Raw genomic sequence first — 15,776 nt, 5'->3', positions numbered from 1 at the left:
AAAAAGTGGGACAAAAATTGTCCACACTGAAAGTCGAGGGGGTAAGAGCATGATCCAGCAACTGATTCACGTTCAGAAGCAAATTGTCCCTGACCTGCTCGATACGCTCCGACATCGTTACGATATCTTACACTATGTCCGCTTGATGCAGCCGATTGGCCGCAGGACACTCGCAACGAGTTTGGGACTGACCGAACGGGTACTCAGACGAGAAGTCGACTTTTTGAAAGACCAAGGTCTTCTTTACGTCGCTACTCAAGGAATTTCCCTCAGTGAGACGGGACGAAACGTCTTACGGGACTTGCACGAGATCATGGGAGAACTTCTCGGAATCTCAGAAGTGGCAAGAGAGCTCGAAGAGAAATTAGGGGTTCGCCAAGTCGTCATCGTACCGGGTGATTCAGATGAGACATTCTGGGTCCAACGCGATATCGGACGGGCAGCGGTCACGCAGTTAAAAGCGCGGCTCGCACCGGATGATAACGTGATTGCGGTAACGGGTGGAACGACAATGGCATCGGTTGCGGCGATGATGTCGCCCGATAAAAAAGAACGCCCGATGCATTTTGTGCCCGCACGCGGAGGTCTTGGAGAAACGCTTGAACTTCAAGCGAATACCGTCTGCTCACGCATGGCGGACCGTGCCCACGCAGACTATCATCTTCTACATATTCCGGATGAAGTGTCACAAGAGACGTTCGACCGGATGGTGGAGGAACCTAGTATTAAAAATGTACTGGAAATGATTAGAGCGGCGCGAATTGTGGTACATGGAATTGGTGAGGCAGAAACGATGGCAAAACGCCGTCACGCATCACCGGAGCATTTGCGGATGATTGAACGGCATGACGCCGTCGCCGAAGCATTCGGATATTATTTCAATGCGGAAGGCGAGATCGTCCATCGCGTCAAGACGGTCGGGATCCAACTCGAAGAGTTGGATGACATGGATACCGTCATCGCGGTTGCCGGAGGGAAATCGAAGGCACAGGCGATCGCCGCTTATGCGAAACACACGTCGAATATCATCCTCGTCACGGACGAAGGTGCGGCGAAAGAATTATTAACTTGTTATTAAAGAGTTGACCCCCCGTTGGCTCTTCAATAAATAGCTTCTACCCTAAGGAGGAAATTAACATGGCAGTAAAAGTTGGTATTAACGGATTTGGACGTATCGGTCGTTTGGCATTCCGCGAGATCATCAAAAACGAAGGAATCGAAGTTGTTGCAATCAACGACTTGACAGACACGAAGATGCTTGCGCACCTTCTCAAGTATGACACGACTCAAGGTCGTTTCGACGGAGAAGTTGAAGTACACGACGATCACTTCCTCGTAAACGGAGAGAAAGTTATCACGCTCGCTAACCGTAACCCTGAAGAACTTCCATGGGGAGACCTCGGTGTAGACATCGTTCTCGAATGTACTGGATTCTTCACTTCTAAAGAAAAAGCTGAGCTTCACTTGAAAGCTGGCGCGAAGAAAGTTGTTATCTCGGCTCCTGCTACAGGTGACATGAAGACTGTTGTTTACAACACAAACCACGACATCCTCGATGGTACTGAAACAGTCATCTCAGGTGCTTCTTGTACAACAAACTGCTTGGCTCCAATGGCTAAAGTACTTCAAGACCAGTTCGGAATCGTTGAAGGTCTCATGACGACAATCCACGCTTACACTGGCGACCAAAACACGCTTGACGCTCCACACCCGAAAGGTGACTTCCGTCGTGCGCGTGCAGCTGCAGCGAACATCGTTCCTAACACAACAGGAGCTGCTAAAGCAATCGGTCTCGTAATCCCTGAACTTCAAGGGAAACTTGACGGTGCTGCACAACGTGTACCAGTTGCTACAGGTTCACTCACTGAGCTCGTAACTGTACTCGACAAGCAAGTATCTGTTGACGAAGTAAACGCAGCGATGAAAGCAGCAGCAAACGAGTCATTCGGTTACACTGAAGACGAAATCGTTTCTTCTGACATCATCGGAATCACATACGGTTCACTCTTCGACGCGACTCAAACAAAAGTTATGACAGTTGGCGACAAGCAACTTGTTAAAACAGTTTCTTGGTACGACAACGAAATGTCTTACACTGCACAATTGGTTCGCACAGTTAAGCACTTCGCTAACATCGCGAAGTAATTTCGTGAACTAAATAGAATCAAATAGGAGCGGAAACAAGAGATTGTTCTCCGCTCTATTTATGAAATGACACGCACGACATATGGAGGCGAAAGTTATGAACAAACAGTCTATTCGTGACATCGATGTAAAAGGGAAACGCGTCTTTTGCCGCGTTGACTTCAACGTTCCACTCAAAGATGGCGTCATCCAAGACGAAACTCGGATCCAAGCCGCACTTCCAACGATCAAGCACTTGCTTGACGGTGGTGCGAAACTCGTCCTCGCGAGCCACCTCGGCCGTCCAAAAGGCGAGAAGAACCCTGAGTTCTCACTTGCTCCAGTAGCGAAGCGTCTTGCTGAGCTCCTCGGAAAAGATGTACCGCTCGTCGAAGAAGCATACGGTCCGGTCGCAGAAGAAGCGGTCGCTAAACTCTCTGAAGGCGATGTCGTCGTTTTAGAGAACGTTCGTTTCTACCCAGGTGAAACGAAAAACGACGCTGAACTTGCAAAAGGATTCGCAGCACTTGCTGACGTATACGTCAACGACGCGTTCGGCGCGGCTCACCGTGCACACGCTTCAACTGAAGGGATTGCACACCACGTGGACACAGCCGTTGCTGGTCTTTTGATGGAAAAAGAACTTGAAGTTCTCGGTAAAGCTCTTTCTAACCCAGACCGTCCGTTCACGGCGATTATCGGCGGGTCGAAAGTAGCGGATAAGATCGGGGTCATCGACCACCTTCTTGACATCGTTGACACACTCATCATCGGTGGCGGACTCTCGTACACGTTCTCGAAAGCACTCGGGCACGAAGTCGGAACGTCACTCCTTGAAGAGGATAAGCTTGACCTCGCTCGTCAATTCATGAAGAAAGCAGAAGACAAAGGCGTGAAATTCTTGATGCCAATCGACTGCGTCATCACGAAAGAATTCGGCGAAGAAACGTATGTCGGCCCAGTCGATATCGACTCGATCCCAGCGGATCACATGAGTCTTGATATCGGACCGAAGACAGTCGAACTTTACGCGGATGCGATTCGCGAATCGAAACTTGTCGTATGGAACGGACCGATGGGCGTATTCGAACTCGATAAATACGCAAACGGAACGAAAGGTGTCGCTCAAGCACTTGCGGATAGCGATGCATATTCAATCATCGGTGGTGGCGACTCAGCCGCTGCAGCAGCCAAGTTTGGTCTTGCTGACAAGATGAGTCACATTTCAACTGGTGGTGGCGCGTCACTCGAATTCATGGAAGGCAAGAAACTTCCAGGTGTCGAGGCGCTTAACGACAAGTAATTTAGAGGAGGGTTATCGATGCGTAAACCGATTATTGCAGGTAACTGGAAAATGAACAAAACACTCTCGGAAGCTGTCGCTTTCGTAGAGGAAGTTAAAAACAACATTCCGTCTACTGACAAAGTAGATGCAGCGATTGGTGCTCCGGCACTTTTCCTCGCACCGATGGTAGAAGCAGCTAAAGGGTCAAACTTGAAGCTCGGTGCACAAAACATGTACGACAAAGATAGCGGTGCATACACTGGCGAAATCAGCCCAGCTATGGTCGCTGACCTCGGCGTGACTTACGTCATCCTCGGTCACTCAGAACGTCGCGAGTACTTCGGCGAATCAGATGCGTTCATCAACAGCAAAACGAAAAAAGCGTTCGAACACGGTCTTACGCCAATCGTTTGTGTCGGTGAAACACTTGAAGAGCGCGAAGGCGACAAGTTCGAAGAAGTCATCAAAACACAAGTCGAAGGCGGTCTCGCTGACCTCTCTGCTGACCAAGTCAAACAACTCGTCATCGCGTATGAGCCAGTTTGGGCAATCGGTACAGGTAAATCAGCAGACGAAGCTGACGCACAAAGCTCTTGTAAGTATGTTCGCGACGTGGTGAAAGGTCTTTACGGCGAAGACGTAGCGGCTGCAGTACGCATCCAATACGGTGGATCTGTTAAACCTGAGAACATCAAAGAGTACATGGCACAAGAAGACATCGACGGCGCACTCGTCGGCGGTGCTTCACTCGAAGCCGCTTCGTTCCTCAAATTGTTGGAGGCGATTTAAATGGCTAGACCAGTCGCACTCATCATCTTAGATGGTTTCGGAATGCGTGATGAATCGTTCGGTAACGCGGTCATGGCTGCGGACAAACCGAACTTCGATCGCTACTGGGAGCAGTATCCACATACGCTCTTAAACGCAAAAGGCGAGTACGTCGGTCTTCCAGAAGGACAGATGGGGAACTCGGAAGTCGGTCACTTGAATATCGGTGCCGGTCGAGTCGTCTATCAGTCACTCTCACGCGTCAACAACGCAATCAAAGATCGTTCGTTCTTCGACCGTCAAGCGATGAACCATTTGGCAGGACATGTGAAGAAGCATGATTCGAGCCTCCATATCATGGGCCTCGTGTCAGATGGCGGGATTCACTCGCACATCAAACACATGTATGCCATCGTTGAGTTCGCAAAACTACACGGCATCGAAAAAGTGTACATTCACGCTTTCACGGACGGCCGTGACTGTGATCCGAAGTCAGGTGCTGGTTTCCTCAAGGAAACAGAAGAAAAGCTCGCTGAACTCGGTGTCGGTCAAGTCGCTAGCGTGTCTGGTCGCTACTATGCCATGGACCGCGACAACCGTTGGGAGCGTGTCGAGAAAGTATACGACGTCCTCGTAAACGGAAAAGGCGAAGTCGGTACGGACCCAGTCGAGGTTCTCAAGAAGTCGTATGAGAACGATTTGACGGATGAGTTCGTCTTACCGACAGTCATCGAAAAAGATGGCAAGCCGGTCGCAACAATTCAAGACAACGATGCCATCATGTTCTTCAACTTCCGTCCGGACCGAGCGATCCAGTTGTCGAAAGTGTTCAAAGAGAAAGCTGGATTCGAAGGCTTTACACTCTCTAAAAACCATCCTGAGAACCTTCTTCTCGTCTCGATGACGAAGTACTCAGATGATATCGACACGGACATCGTCTTCCCACCGGAAGATTTGAAAAACACACTTGGGGAGACACTCTCTGCGCAAGGATACAAACAGCTCCGTGCCGCAGAAACAGAGAAGTACCCACACGTCACGTTCTTCTTGAACGGACAAAAAGAAAAACCATTCGAAGGAGAGGATCGTCTCCTCATTCCTTCACCGAAAGTCGCGACATACGACTTGCAACCAGAAATGAGTGCGTACGAACTCACGGACGGCTTGCTCGAGCGTATCGAGTCGGATGAGTATGATGCATACATCATCAACTTCGCGAACCCGGATATGGTTGGTCACTCAGGTAAGCTTGAGCCGACGAAGAAAGCAATCGAAGCAGTCGATGAATGCCTCGGTAAAGTAGTGGACGCATTACTTGCTAAGGGCGGCGCGGCCATCATCACAGCAGACCACGGGAACGCAGACATCGTCACGAACCCAGACGGCTCGCCGATGACAGCGCACACGACGGAACCTGTTCCGTGCATCATCACAAAAGAGGGAGTCGAACTGAAACCAGTTCTCGAAGGCGCACTTTGCGACCTCGCCCCAACGCTTCTCGACCTTCTCGGTGGAGAGCAACCAGCTGAAATGACTGGTTCATCAATCGTTACAAAATCATAAAACTATTTTTCATACGAAAAGGAGCGATTTTTCATGTCAATGATTACAGAAATTTACGCACGCGAGATTTTAGATTCACGCGGTAACCCATCAGTAGAAGTAGAAGTCTTCACAGAAGACGGCGGTTTCGGCCGTGCCCTCGTCCCATCAGGCGCATCAACAGGTGAGCACGAAGCAGTTGAGCTTCGCGATGGCGACAAGTCACGTTACCTCGGTAAAGGTGTCTTGAAAGCAGTTGCAAACGTAAACGACACGATTGCACCAGAACTCATCGGCTACGATGTTTTCGACCAAAACGCAATCGATGCGAAAATGATCGAACTCGACGGTACGCCAAACAAAGCTAAACTTGGTGCAAACGCAATCCTCGGTGTGTCAATGGCAGCAGCTCACGCAGCAGCAGATGAGCTTGGTCTCCCACTTTACACATACCTCGGTGGATTCAACGCGAAGACACTTCCAACACCAATGATGAACATCATCAACGGTGGTTCGCACGCGGACAACAACGTGGACTTCCAAGAGTTCATGATCATGCCTGTTGGCGCGCCAACATTCCGTGAAGCGCTCCGTATGGGTGCTGAAGTATTCCACGCCCTCAAATCAGTTCTTTCTGGTATGGGTCTTAACACAGCTGTTGGTGACGAAGGTGGTTTCGCACCAAACTTGAAATCTAACGAAGAAGCGATCACAGTTATCCTTGAAGCGATCGAAAAAGCTGGTTACAAACCAGGTGAAGACGTCTACCTCGCAATGGACGTTGCATCTTCTGAGTTCTACGACAAGTCAACTGGTAAATACGAACTCGCTGGCGAAGGCAAGTCACTCACAACTGCTGAGCTTGTAGACTTCTACGCTGAGCTCGTTGACAAGTACCCAATCCTCTCAATCGAAGATGGTTGTGACGAAAACGACTGGGATGGCCACAAGCTTCTCACAGACAAAATCGGACACAAAGTTCAACTCGTTGGGGATGACCTCTTCGTAACGAACACATCTAAACTTGCTGAAGGTATCGAAAAAGGAATCTCGAACTCGATCCTCATCAAAGTTAACCAAATCGGTACGCTCACAGAAACATTCGACGCGATCGAAATGGCTAAAAAAGCTGGTTACACAGCAGTTGTCTCACACCGTTCTGGTGAAACAGAAGACGCGACAATCGCGGACATCGCTGTTGCGACAAACGCTGGACAAATCAAAACTGGTTCACTTTCACGTACAGACCGTATCGCGAAATACAACCAACTTCTCCGCATCGAAGACATGCTCGGCGATGTAGCGAAATACGACGGCATCAAGTCGTTCTACAACCTTAAAAAATAATTAAAATAACCCACGGATGGCTTTGTATAGCCGTTCGTGGTTTTTTTTGTGTCTGGAATAGTGCATTTATTACACATTTTGCTTTTGAATGTTGTAAATATACGCTTAAATCAAATGTACAACTCCTCTTTGCTTGATCTTAGTGACGCACAAACAAATAGCTCATCTTTGATTTTAAATCACTAAATCTTACGATTGACTTGACTTGTAGTTATGAACAGTTTCCTATGAAGATAACCTTTAAATTAAGGTATAACTCTCTAGGAGGATGACTATGGGATATAATTACGGAAAGTTAAGTAAGATTTCTTGTTCACGATACAAAGTTGAGCGAAAAGAAGGCGTTATTAGATTCATCATTGATGATGAATCATACGAACCTCCAATAATCTTAGGAAAATACTATCGACATATCGGTCCACTAGATGAATTTTATAAGGAAGAAGACGATTTGCTGTTGAAACCGGAGAATGAATATGAGGATCACGTTTTGACTATACTGAAGAGGTGTTATAAGGAAGTGCATCAACGAAATAGAGATTTGTGAATGCCGGTTCGCTTCTCATGATGATGCTAGGGATTCTTCTCGTCATCGGTCTGATTACATTTGGGGTGTGGTATTATCTAAAAACGAAGCGCGACGACGATTGGTCATGACTCTTTTGTCATGACCTCTATTTTGTGTCAGAACACACAAATATTGGGTATACTCATTACATAACGAGTAAAGGAGCCAATGCTAATGACACGTGTACGTAAAGCCATCATCCCAGCCGCCGGTCTCGGCACCCGCTTCCTACCAGCCACGAAAGCCATGCCAAAAGAGATGTTGCCAATCGTCAACAAACCGACGATTCAGTTCATCGTCGAGGAAGCCGTCGCTTCAGGAATCGAAGACATCATCATCGTCACGGGTAAGAATAAGCGCGCCATTGAAGATCATTTTGACCGTGCGCTCGAGTTGGAACAAAACTTGGAGTCAAAAGGGAAGACCCGCTTACTCGAATCGGTCCGACACTCCTCGAACTTGGCGAACATTCACTACATACGCCAACAGGAGCCAAAAGGTCTCGGTCATGCGATTTGGTGTGCTCGGAAATTTATTGGGGACGAGCCGTTCGCTGTCTTGCTCGGAGATGACATCATTGAATCCGACGTGCCGGCGACGAAGCAGTTGATTGACCAATATGAGGCGCATGAACGCTCGATCATCGGTGTGCAGCGTGTCCCGTATGAAATGACGAACCGATATGGTATAATTGACCCGCTTGCCGTCGAAGGGAAGCTCATCCCGGTGCGGACGTTCGTCGAGAAACCGCCCGTCGGTGAGGCCCCTTCGAACTTTGCCATCCTTGGTCGCTATGTGTTGACACCGGACGTCTTTGAGGCGTTGTCAGGACAAGAAGCAGGGGCAGGAGGTGAGATTCAATTGACGGATGCGATCGCACGCTTGAATGAAGCGCAGACGGTCTTTGCTTACGAATTTGATGGTCGACGCTATGACGTCGGGGAGCCGATTGGATTCGTCGAGACGACGATTTGCCATGCGCTCAGCGATCCTGATTTAAAAGATGACGTCCATGCCTTGTTAAAACGGCTCGTGGACGAACTTGATCAACAGTAAGGTGTGTTATTTTTGAAAACAATGCTCATGGTGTGTCAAAACTATTATCCGGAGATCGGCAGCGCCGGTAACCGGATGCAAAACATTACGCATTTGATGAAGCAGCGCGGGTATGAAGTCGAGGTCATCACGGCCGCCCCTTCGTACCCGAGCTTTGATATGTATCAGGACGACCGTTTCTGGAATGACCGGGAGCTGAACAATCAACCGTTCATCAAACGACTCATTACGAAGAAGCGAAAACATACGTCCAATATGGTCAGCCGTCTCTTCTTGTTTCTCGAACAGATGGTGAAAGGGATCGGGTCCGTTCGCCAGTTAAAATTGAAGCCAGACGTCGTATTTGCGACGACCCCTTCTTTTTTTATGGCGTTTGTCGGGGTATATGCGAAACGGAAGTATCGTGTCCCCCTCATTTTGGACGTTCGTGACCTTTGGCCGGAATCGGTGAAAGGGGTCGGCGTGTTCAAACACGACTGGGTACTCGCGCCGGCGTTTTGGCTCGAGAAACGATTGTATCGTGCAGCTGACGAGGTCATCATCAACTCGGAAGGCTTCCGCAGCTATCTGCGCCAACGCGGTGTCCCGAACGAGAAAATCCACTACATGCCGAACTCGATTCGAGAATCGGAACGAGCGCTTGAGCGGACGATCCCGCCGGACGACCGGATGGAGATTTTATATGCCGGAAACATGGGGCTCGCCCAGGACGTGTCACTCTTACTCGAGCTCGCCGAACGGTTCCGTGACGAACCGCGGATTCACTTCAAACTGATCGGCTACGGGTATCGGAAAGAAGAGTTGAAGCAGACGATCAAAGAGCGTGGTTTCCAAAACTTCTTGTTCCTTGAAGCGATGCCACGGACGGAGGCGTTCCAGGCGATTAAAAATGCGGACGTCGCCTTTGTCAGCCTGATCGAGCAAGAAGTGTTTGATACGGTCATCCCTGGGAAACTCATCGACTATATGGCGGTCGGCAAACCGATTGTCGCAGCAGTGTCAGGCCATGCGGCGAATGTCATTGAAGCGGCCGAAGTCGGATTCGTCTCTCGGAAACGGGATATCGATGAGATCGAGCGGATCCTCCGCAAGCTCCTCGACCGACCGGACCTTCGGGAGGCGCTCGGGGCGAACGGGATTCGTTATGTCAAAGAGAATTTATGTTGGGAAGAGAATATCGACGTGTTAGATCAAGTCGTACAACAGTTAGTGATGGAGGAAACACAATGAAGTCAGTATGTATGTTTGTATGGAACCATTTTACGAATGATGCGCGCGTTCTTCGCGAATGCTCGGCACTTGCCGAGGCAGGTTATGAAGTTGATTTGATTGCGCTTCAGGACCCAAAAAATAAAGAGTTACCGAAAGAAGAGATGCGTCCGGAAGGCTTCCGCGTCATCCGCGTGAAGCGTCAGCCATCGATTCTTATAAATTCAATGAAAATGGCTAGTAAGTTAAAAAAATGGATTTTTGCAAAACCACAACGCAAGTTAGGTGCCGGACTCGTCGGTGCTGGCTTGTTCCTACTCGCACCGTTCACGATGCTCGCTCTCGGGGCGGCGGTCGGGACAATCTTGTTGCCGCAAGTGCGTAAGCAAATCGTCAATGCGAGTGCGATGCTCGAGATGGTGTTCACGTCGACGAAGAAGTCATACGACTTTTATCATGCGAACGATTTGAACACGCTCCCGCAGGCACTCCTCGCCGGAAAAGTGTTCAACAAAGGTCGAATCGTCTACGATTCGCACGAAGTACAGACGGACCGTACCGGTTACGGCTACATCCAAAGTAACCTCGAAGGATGGCTCTTGCCGTTCGTCGATACGATGATGGTCGAGAACCATACACGTGCGGCACACAATGAAGAGTTATACGGATTCTACCCGTACGTGCTCCACAACTACCCGTTCTACCGTCCGCTCGACTTCTCGCTCCGTAAGGACTTGCATGCGCTCCTCGACTTGCCGAAAGACGAGAAGATCCTCTTGTACCAAGGTGGGATTCAAGCAGGGCGCGGTCTCGAACAGCTCGTGCTCGCGGCGAAAGACTTCAAAGAAGGTACGCTCGTCATGATCGGGGACGGGAAGCTCAAACCGACGATTCAACAGTTGATCGAGACGGAAGGCGTCGGCGATCGTGTCAAGATGATTGACAAAGTACCGGTCGAAGCGTTACCTTACTATACGATGAACGCCTACTTAGGCTTCCAAGTATTGAACAACGTCTGCTTCAACCACTACTCGGCGTCGTCGAACAAATTGTTCGAGTATTTGATGGCCGAAGTACCGGTCGTCTCATGTGACTTCCCTGAAATCGAACGGGTCGTTGCGGGGAACGATGTCGGGGTGCTCGTCGACTCGCACGATCCACAATCGATCGCAGACGGCGTCAACCGGATGATTGAAGACCAAGCACTCTATGCGCGTGTCAAAGAGAACACGAAGACCGCGCGTGAGAAATATAACTGGGATTTGGAAAAAGAGGCACTCTTGAATGTCTACGCGAACGCAGCGGAGCGCAAGTTGCCGATTATGAAAGACGGTGCGCCAAAGCCAGTACAATCTTAAGACTGCGGCTTTGGCCGCGGTCTTTTTTATATGGAAGGAGGACAATTTATGAAACGTCAACAGCAACATCTATTGCGCCAACAAGTATGGCGCAAGCTACAAACCATCTCGGTGAAAGACATCGCCTGGATTATCGCGGGCTCATTCATTCTCTCGTTCGGGGTCAACTACTTCACCGTACCGAACGATTTCTCGGAAGGTGGCCTGCTCGGGGTCACGATTATCCTGTACTACGTGTTCGGCTGGGACCTCGGGCTCACGTCGATTATCGGGAACGGGATTCTCTTTATCGTCGGTTATAAGCTGCTCGACCGTCGGACAATGGTCTATTCGGTCATCGCCGTCGTTGCGACGTCATTCTTTCTTAGTCTGACGCACGACTGGGGCAGCCCTGCCGAGGATAAACTGCTCGCGGCCGTCTATGCCGGGATTATGATCGGGGTCGGAATCGGCATGGTGCTCCGTGTCGGCGGGACGACAGGAGGGGGCGTCATCATCGCCCGGCTCATGGAGCGCTATCTCCACTTGAGCGTCGCCGTCTCGATGTTCATCATCGATGCGATCGTCGTCGCGACATCTGGCTTCTTCTTAGGGGAACAGGTCGTCCTCTATACGCTCATCGCCATCATCATCGGCTCGTGGGTCATCGACCTCGTCGCAGAGGGACTCAACATCCGCAAGGCCGTCACGATCATCAGCGACAAGCAAGAAGAGCTCGCCGTCGTCTTGACGGAGACGCTCGGTCGCTCGGCGACGATCATTCATGGACACGGCTACTACACGAAGCAAGACAAGAACATGTTGTATATGATTGTCGACAAACGTCAGATCGCGCCACTCAAAAAAATCGTCCAAGTGACGGACGACCGCGCCTTCGTCGTCATCCACCAAGTGAAGGAAGTCATCGGGGAAGGATTCAGCTACCCGTCCCGATAATTTGAATGCTGGTGTTTTGACGATAACTTCTATATAATAAAAGGCGTGTAAATAGAAGGAGGAACTGACTACTATGCAAACGATCGCTACAATCAGCCTACTCGTCGTGGCTGTCTTATTGATTGTCGTCGTACTGCTCATGTCAGGTCGGTCGCAAGGTCTTGGAGCGATTGCAGGTGGCGCGGAGCAGTTGTTCGGACGCCAGAAAGCGCGCGGCTTCGATGCTGTTTTGAACCGAACTGCAGCTGTACTAGGCACTTTGTTTTTCATTTTAGGATTACTAGTCGCATCATTATGATGATAAGGCTGATCGTTCTCGATTTTTACGTGAGGCGGTCAGCTTTTGTTTTTTCGATTTATTTTTTGGGAATAATGTAGATACGAGGAGATGACAGATAAAATGAAAGTGACTGCACCAAAACCGTTCTTCTTCGAGGGCGGAAAACGTGCCGTGTTGATGTTACATGGCTTCACTGGATCGAGCGCGGATGTCCGCATGCTCGGTCGCTTCCTTCAAAAAGAAGGATACACATGTATGGGACCGATCTATCGTGGTCATGCCGTCCCACCGGAAGAGTTACTCCAATATGGACCAGAAGACTGGTGGGAAGACGTCTTGAACGCTTACCAGACACTCGTCGACAAAGGCCATGAGGAGATTGTCGTCTGCGGACTATCGCTAGGTGGCGTGATGTCACTCCGTCTCGCCGAGGAGAAAGACGTCAAGGCGGTCATCCCGATGTGCGCGCCGACTGGAATCGATGCCGAGGACCGCTTGTACAAAGGAGTCCAGGCATATGCTCGAGAATATAAGGGTAGAGAAGAAAAGTCGCCGGAACAGATCGAGCAGGAGATGGCAGAGTTCAAACCGATGCCAACGCTAAAAGACCTCCGTGCCTTCGTCCGCGACACGGCGTCGAAGCTCGAGGACATCTTCGTCCCGACACTCGTCGTCCAAGGCGCCAAAGACAACATGATCGACCCGGAATCGGCGAATCAAATTTACGAGGCGGTCAATACGTTCCAAAAAGAGTTGCTCATCTATGAGAACTCGGGACATGTGATTACGCTCGACAAAGAAAAAGAGAAACTGCACCAGGACGTGCTCGATTTTCTCGAAACGTTAGACTGGTCAGTCTAAGAAGGAGGTGTCACGTTGAATTTACGTGACCAATTACTAGAGATCTTACAGGCGAGCGAGAAACCGCTCTCTGTCGATCAACTGACCGAGCGATTACAGCTCGCGTCGACGGATGACTTCAAAGAACTCATCCGCACATTGAATGCCCTCGAGGAAGAGGGTGCCATCGGCCGGACGCGGACGAACCGTTACGGGACGCTCGCCTCGCTCGGCCAAGTCGCGGGGATCATCTCGATCCACCAGCGCGGCTTCGGCTTCTTGTCGGTCGAAGGGGAAGCGGAAGACGTGTTCTTGCCGCCCGACCAACTGAAGGACGTCTACCATGGCGATACGATTCTCGTCAAAAAACGCGAGGACAACCGTGGCAAGACAGAAGGAATCCTATTGAAAGTATTGAAGCGCGGACTCTCGGAGTTCGTCGGGACGTATACGCTCCCGAGCGGTCGACTTGACCAGTTCGCCTTCATCGAGCCGGATGACAAGCGCATTAACTTTTGGCCGGTCGTCAACCCGGACAAATCGCTCGGTGCCGTCGACGGACATAAAGTCGTCGTGCGCATCACGAAGTATCCGGACGGACGCTTCGCCGGTGCCTGTGACGTCGTCCGCATCATCGGGCATAAGAACGACCCAGGTGTCGATATCTTGTCGATCGTCTATAAACACGGCATTCCGACGGAGTTCCCGGAGGACGTGATCGCGCAGGCGAACGCGGTGCCGGACGAGGCGGATGAGAAAGATTTCATCGGTCGCGTCGACCTTCGTGACGAGACGATCTTCACGATTGACGGCGAAGATGCGAAAGACTTGGACGATGCCGTCCACGTCAAAAAACTCGATAACGGGAACTACGAGCTCGGTGTCCATATCGCCGATGTCTCGCATTACGTGAAAGAGGGCTCACCGCTCGACGTCGAGGCGCTCGAGCGTGGGACGAGTGTGTATCTCGTCGACCGTGTCATTCCGATGTTGCCGCACCGACTCTCGAACGGAATTTGTTCCCTCAACCCGCACGTCAACCGCTTGACGCTCAGCTGTGTCATGGAGATCTCCCCGCAAAACGGAAAGGTCGTTCGCCACGACTTGTTCCCGAGTGTCATCAAGACGACGGAACGGATGACGTATACGAACGTCCGTGAAATCATCGAGCGCGATGACGAAGAGACGTTGAAAAAGTACGAGCCGTTCATCGGTGAGTTCGACCTCATGGCCGAGCTCGCGGAAGTCCTTCGGAAACGACGCAACTCGCGCGGTGCCATCAACTTCGATTTCGCCGAGGCGAAAGTCGTCGTCAACGATGAAGGGAAGCCAGCGGATATCGTGCTTCGTCCACGTTCGGTCGCCGAGAAGTTGATCGAGGAGTTCATGCTCGCGGCCAACGAGACGGTCGCTGAACATTTCCACAAGATGGACGTGCCGTTCATCTATCGTGTCCACGACAATCCGAAACCGGACAAGCTCGACTTCTTCTTCGACTTCGTCGCAAACTTCGGCGTTCACATCGAACGCATCAAAGGACAGACGGTCGAACCGAAGACGCTTCAAAAAATCTTGAAGGCGATTGACGGAGAACCGGAAGAGCCGGTCATCAGCACGATCATGCTTCGCTCGATGCAACAGGCGAAATATGATGACGTATTGCTCGGTCACTTCGGACTCGCGACAGACTTCTATACGCACTTCACGTCACCGATCCGTCGTTACCCGGACTTGATTGTCCACCGTCTCATGCGCACATACGTCTTCAACAACGACTTGTCGGAGAAGACGATTACGAAGTACGAGGACCGTCTCGGGGCAATCGCCGAACAGGCATCGAAACGGGAACGTCGTTCGGTCGACGCAGAGCGTGAGACACAGGCGCTCAAGAAAGCCGAATACATGGAAGCCCATCTCGGTGAAGAGTTCGATGGTGTCGTCGCCGGCGTCACGAACTTCGGAATGTTCGTCGAGCTTCCGAATACGATTGAAGGTCTCGTTCGTCTCCAGTCGATGGATGATTACTACCACTTCGACGAATCACAGCTCATGCTGCTCGGGGAGCGGACAAAACGTCAGTTCCGGATCGGGGACGCCGTCCGTGTCAAAGTCGACGCCGTCAATCTAGACGAGCGGACGATTGATTTCACAGTCGTCGGCATGCCGAAACGGGAACCATCGACGCGTCGCCAACCGACGACGATCAAAGCAAAAGGCGGTCGTCCGAAGAAGGATGAGAAAGACCGTCGTGGCGGTCGCGGTCGGGACGACAAGAAGAAGCGCGGCAAACCAGGAAGACCTAGGAAGCCGGGCAAACCAGGCGAGAAACCGAAACGTGACGGGGAGAAGTCTTCCCAAGGCCGTTCGGCACTCGACTTGAAGAAGAAAGACAAGCATAAACGAAAAGGCGACGCCAAACGAGGTGCGAAGAAACGTCGCTGACGGGGAAGGACTCGTCCCTTC

The 15,776-nt window shown here is 50.8% G+C and carries 14 protein-coding genes; all 14 read left to right on the top strand.

Features of this window, described 5'->3' with window-relative positions; genetic code table 11:
- The first annotated feature begins 49 nt into the window (after positions 1-49).
- The 14 genes from LCM29_RS07275 (at position 50) to rnr (ending at position 15,755) form a co-directional block, all read left to right on the top strand.
- On the top strand, positions 50-1,078 hold the full coding sequence (locus tag LCM29_RS07275) for a sugar-binding transcriptional regulator (RefSeq protein WP_012726913.1): 1,029 nt from the start codon (positions 50-52) through the stop codon (positions 1,076-1,078).
- A 59-nt stretch (positions 1,079-1,137) separates the two neighbouring features.
- The gene (gene gap / locus LCM29_RS07270; protein WP_224861719.1) at positions 1,138-2,145 is read left to right on the top strand and encodes a type I glyceraldehyde-3-phosphate dehydrogenase; all 1,008 of its coding nucleotides are present in this window, start codon (positions 1,138-1,140) and stop codon (positions 2,143-2,145) included.
- 97 nt (positions 2,146-2,242) lie between these two features.
- Positions 2,243-3,427 (top strand): phosphoglycerate kinase, encoded by a 1,185-nt coding sequence (locus LCM29_RS07265; RefSeq protein WP_224861717.1) that lies wholly within the window; start codon positions 2,243-2,245, stop codon positions 3,425-3,427.
- Positions 3,428-3,445: 18 nt separating this feature from the next.
- Positions 3,446-4,198 carry a triose-phosphate isomerase gene (gene tpiA, locus LCM29_RS07260; protein ID WP_034778525.1) on the top strand — a complete coding sequence of 251 codons (753 nt, stop codon included), beginning with the start codon at positions 3,446-3,448 and terminating at the stop codon, positions 4,196-4,198.
- Positions 4,199-5,740 (top strand): 2,3-bisphosphoglycerate-independent phosphoglycerate mutase, encoded by a 1,542-nt coding sequence (gpmI, locus tag LCM29_RS07255; RefSeq protein WP_224861715.1) that lies wholly within the window; start codon positions 4,199-4,201, stop codon positions 5,738-5,740.
- 33 nt (positions 5,741-5,773) lie between these two features.
- Positions 5,774-7,066: a phosphopyruvate hydratase gene (eno, locus tag LCM29_RS07250; RefSeq protein ID WP_224861713.1), complete on the top strand. Its 1,293-nt coding sequence runs from the start codon at positions 5,774-5,776 to the stop codon at positions 7,064-7,066.
- A gap of 274 nt (positions 7,067-7,340) precedes the next feature.
- Complete coding sequence (locus LCM29_RS07245) at positions 7,341-7,613, top strand: hypothetical protein (RefSeq protein ID WP_224861711.1); 273 nt, start codon at positions 7,341-7,343, stop codon at positions 7,611-7,613.
- 195 nt (positions 7,614-7,808) lie between these two features.
- Complete coding sequence (gene galU / locus LCM29_RS07240; protein WP_214693547.1) at positions 7,809-8,690, top strand: UTP--glucose-1-phosphate uridylyltransferase GalU; 882 nt, start codon at positions 7,809-7,811, stop codon at positions 8,688-8,690.
- 21 nt (positions 8,691-8,711) lie between these two features.
- A complete protein-coding gene (locus LCM29_RS07235; protein WP_224862772.1) occupies positions 8,712-9,920 on the top strand; it encodes a glycosyltransferase family 4 protein in 1,209 nt (402 codons plus the stop codon).
- The gene (locus LCM29_RS07230) at positions 9,917-11,257 is read left to right on the top strand and encodes a glycosyltransferase (RefSeq protein ID WP_224861708.1); all 1,341 of its coding nucleotides are present in this window, start codon (positions 9,917-9,919) and stop codon (positions 11,255-11,257) included. Before LCM29_RS07235 ends, LCM29_RS07230 begins: the two co-directional genes overlap by 4 nt.
- Before the next feature lie 48 nt (positions 11,258-11,305).
- Entirely contained in the window at positions 11,306-12,193 is an 888-nt protein-coding gene (locus LCM29_RS07225; protein ID WP_083600113.1) for a YitT family protein, read from the top strand.
- Positions 12,194-12,266: 73 nt separating this feature from the next.
- A complete protein-coding gene (secG, locus tag LCM29_RS07220; protein ID WP_012726902.1) occupies positions 12,267-12,491 on the top strand; it encodes a preprotein translocase subunit SecG in 225 nt (74 codons plus the stop codon).
- 102 nt (positions 12,492-12,593) lie between these two features.
- Positions 12,594-13,334 (top strand): alpha/beta hydrolase, encoded by a 741-nt coding sequence (locus LCM29_RS07215; RefSeq protein ID WP_074033592.1) that lies wholly within the window; start codon positions 12,594-12,596, stop codon positions 13,332-13,334.
- A gap of 15 nt (positions 13,335-13,349) precedes the next feature.
- Positions 13,350-15,755, top strand: a complete 2,406-nt coding sequence (gene rnr / locus LCM29_RS07210; protein WP_224861706.1) for a ribonuclease R — start codon at positions 13,350-13,352, stop codon at positions 15,753-15,755.
- Positions 15,756-15,776 lie beyond the last annotated feature (21 nt).

Origin of the sequence: Exiguobacterium aestuarii, from assembly GCF_020171655.1 — a bacterium.
GTDB lineage: Bacteria > Bacillota > Bacilli > Exiguobacteriales > Exiguobacteriaceae > Exiguobacterium > Exiguobacterium aestuarii_A.
Note: the sequence above shows the minus strand (reverse complement) of the source record. Positions and strands in the feature narration are given on the sequence as shown.

Bases quoted from the DNA above. Each gene is read 5' to 3' on its own strand.
- LCM29_RS07225 (WP_083600113.1), top strand. From the start codon at position 11,306: ATGAAACGTCAACAGCAACATCTATTGCGCCAACAAGTATGGCGCAAG.
- tpiA (WP_034778525.1), top strand. From the start codon at position 3,446: ATGCGTAAACCGATTATTGCAGGTAACTGGAAAATGAACAAAACACTC.
- gpmI (WP_224861715.1), top strand. From the start codon at position 4,199: ATGGCTAGACCAGTCGCACTCATCATCTTAGATGGTTTCGGAATGCGT.
- eno (WP_224861713.1), top strand. From the start codon at position 5,774: ATGTCAATGATTACAGAAATTTACGCACGCGAGATTTTAGATTCACGC.
- LCM29_RS07215 (WP_074033592.1), top strand. From the start codon at position 12,594: ATGAAAGTGACTGCACCAAAACCGTTCTTCTTCGAGGGCGGAAAACGT.
- LCM29_RS07265 (WP_224861717.1), top strand. From the start codon at position 2,243: ATGAACAAACAGTCTATTCGTGACATCGATGTAAAAGGGAAACGCGTC.
- gap (WP_224861719.1), top strand. From the start codon at position 1,138: ATGGCAGTAAAAGTTGGTATTAACGGATTTGGACGTATCGGTCGTTTG.
- secG (WP_012726902.1), top strand. From the start codon at position 12,267: ATGCAAACGATCGCTACAATCAGCCTACTCGTCGTGGCTGTCTTATTG.
- LCM29_RS07245 (WP_224861711.1), top strand. From the start codon at position 7,341: ATGGGATATAATTACGGAAAGTTAAGTAAGATTTCTTGTTCACGATAC.
- LCM29_RS07275 (WP_012726913.1), top strand. From the start codon at position 50: ATGATCCAGCAACTGATTCACGTTCAGAAGCAAATTGTCCCTGACCTG.
- LCM29_RS07235 (WP_224862772.1), top strand. From the start codon at position 8,712: ATGCTCATGGTGTGTCAAAACTATTATCCGGAGATCGGCAGCGCCGGT.
- galU (WP_214693547.1), top strand. From the start codon at position 7,809: ATGACACGTGTACGTAAAGCCATCATCCCAGCCGCCGGTCTCGGCACC.
- LCM29_RS07230 (WP_224861708.1), top strand. From the start codon at position 9,917: ATGAAGTCAGTATGTATGTTTGTATGGAACCATTTTACGAATGATGCG.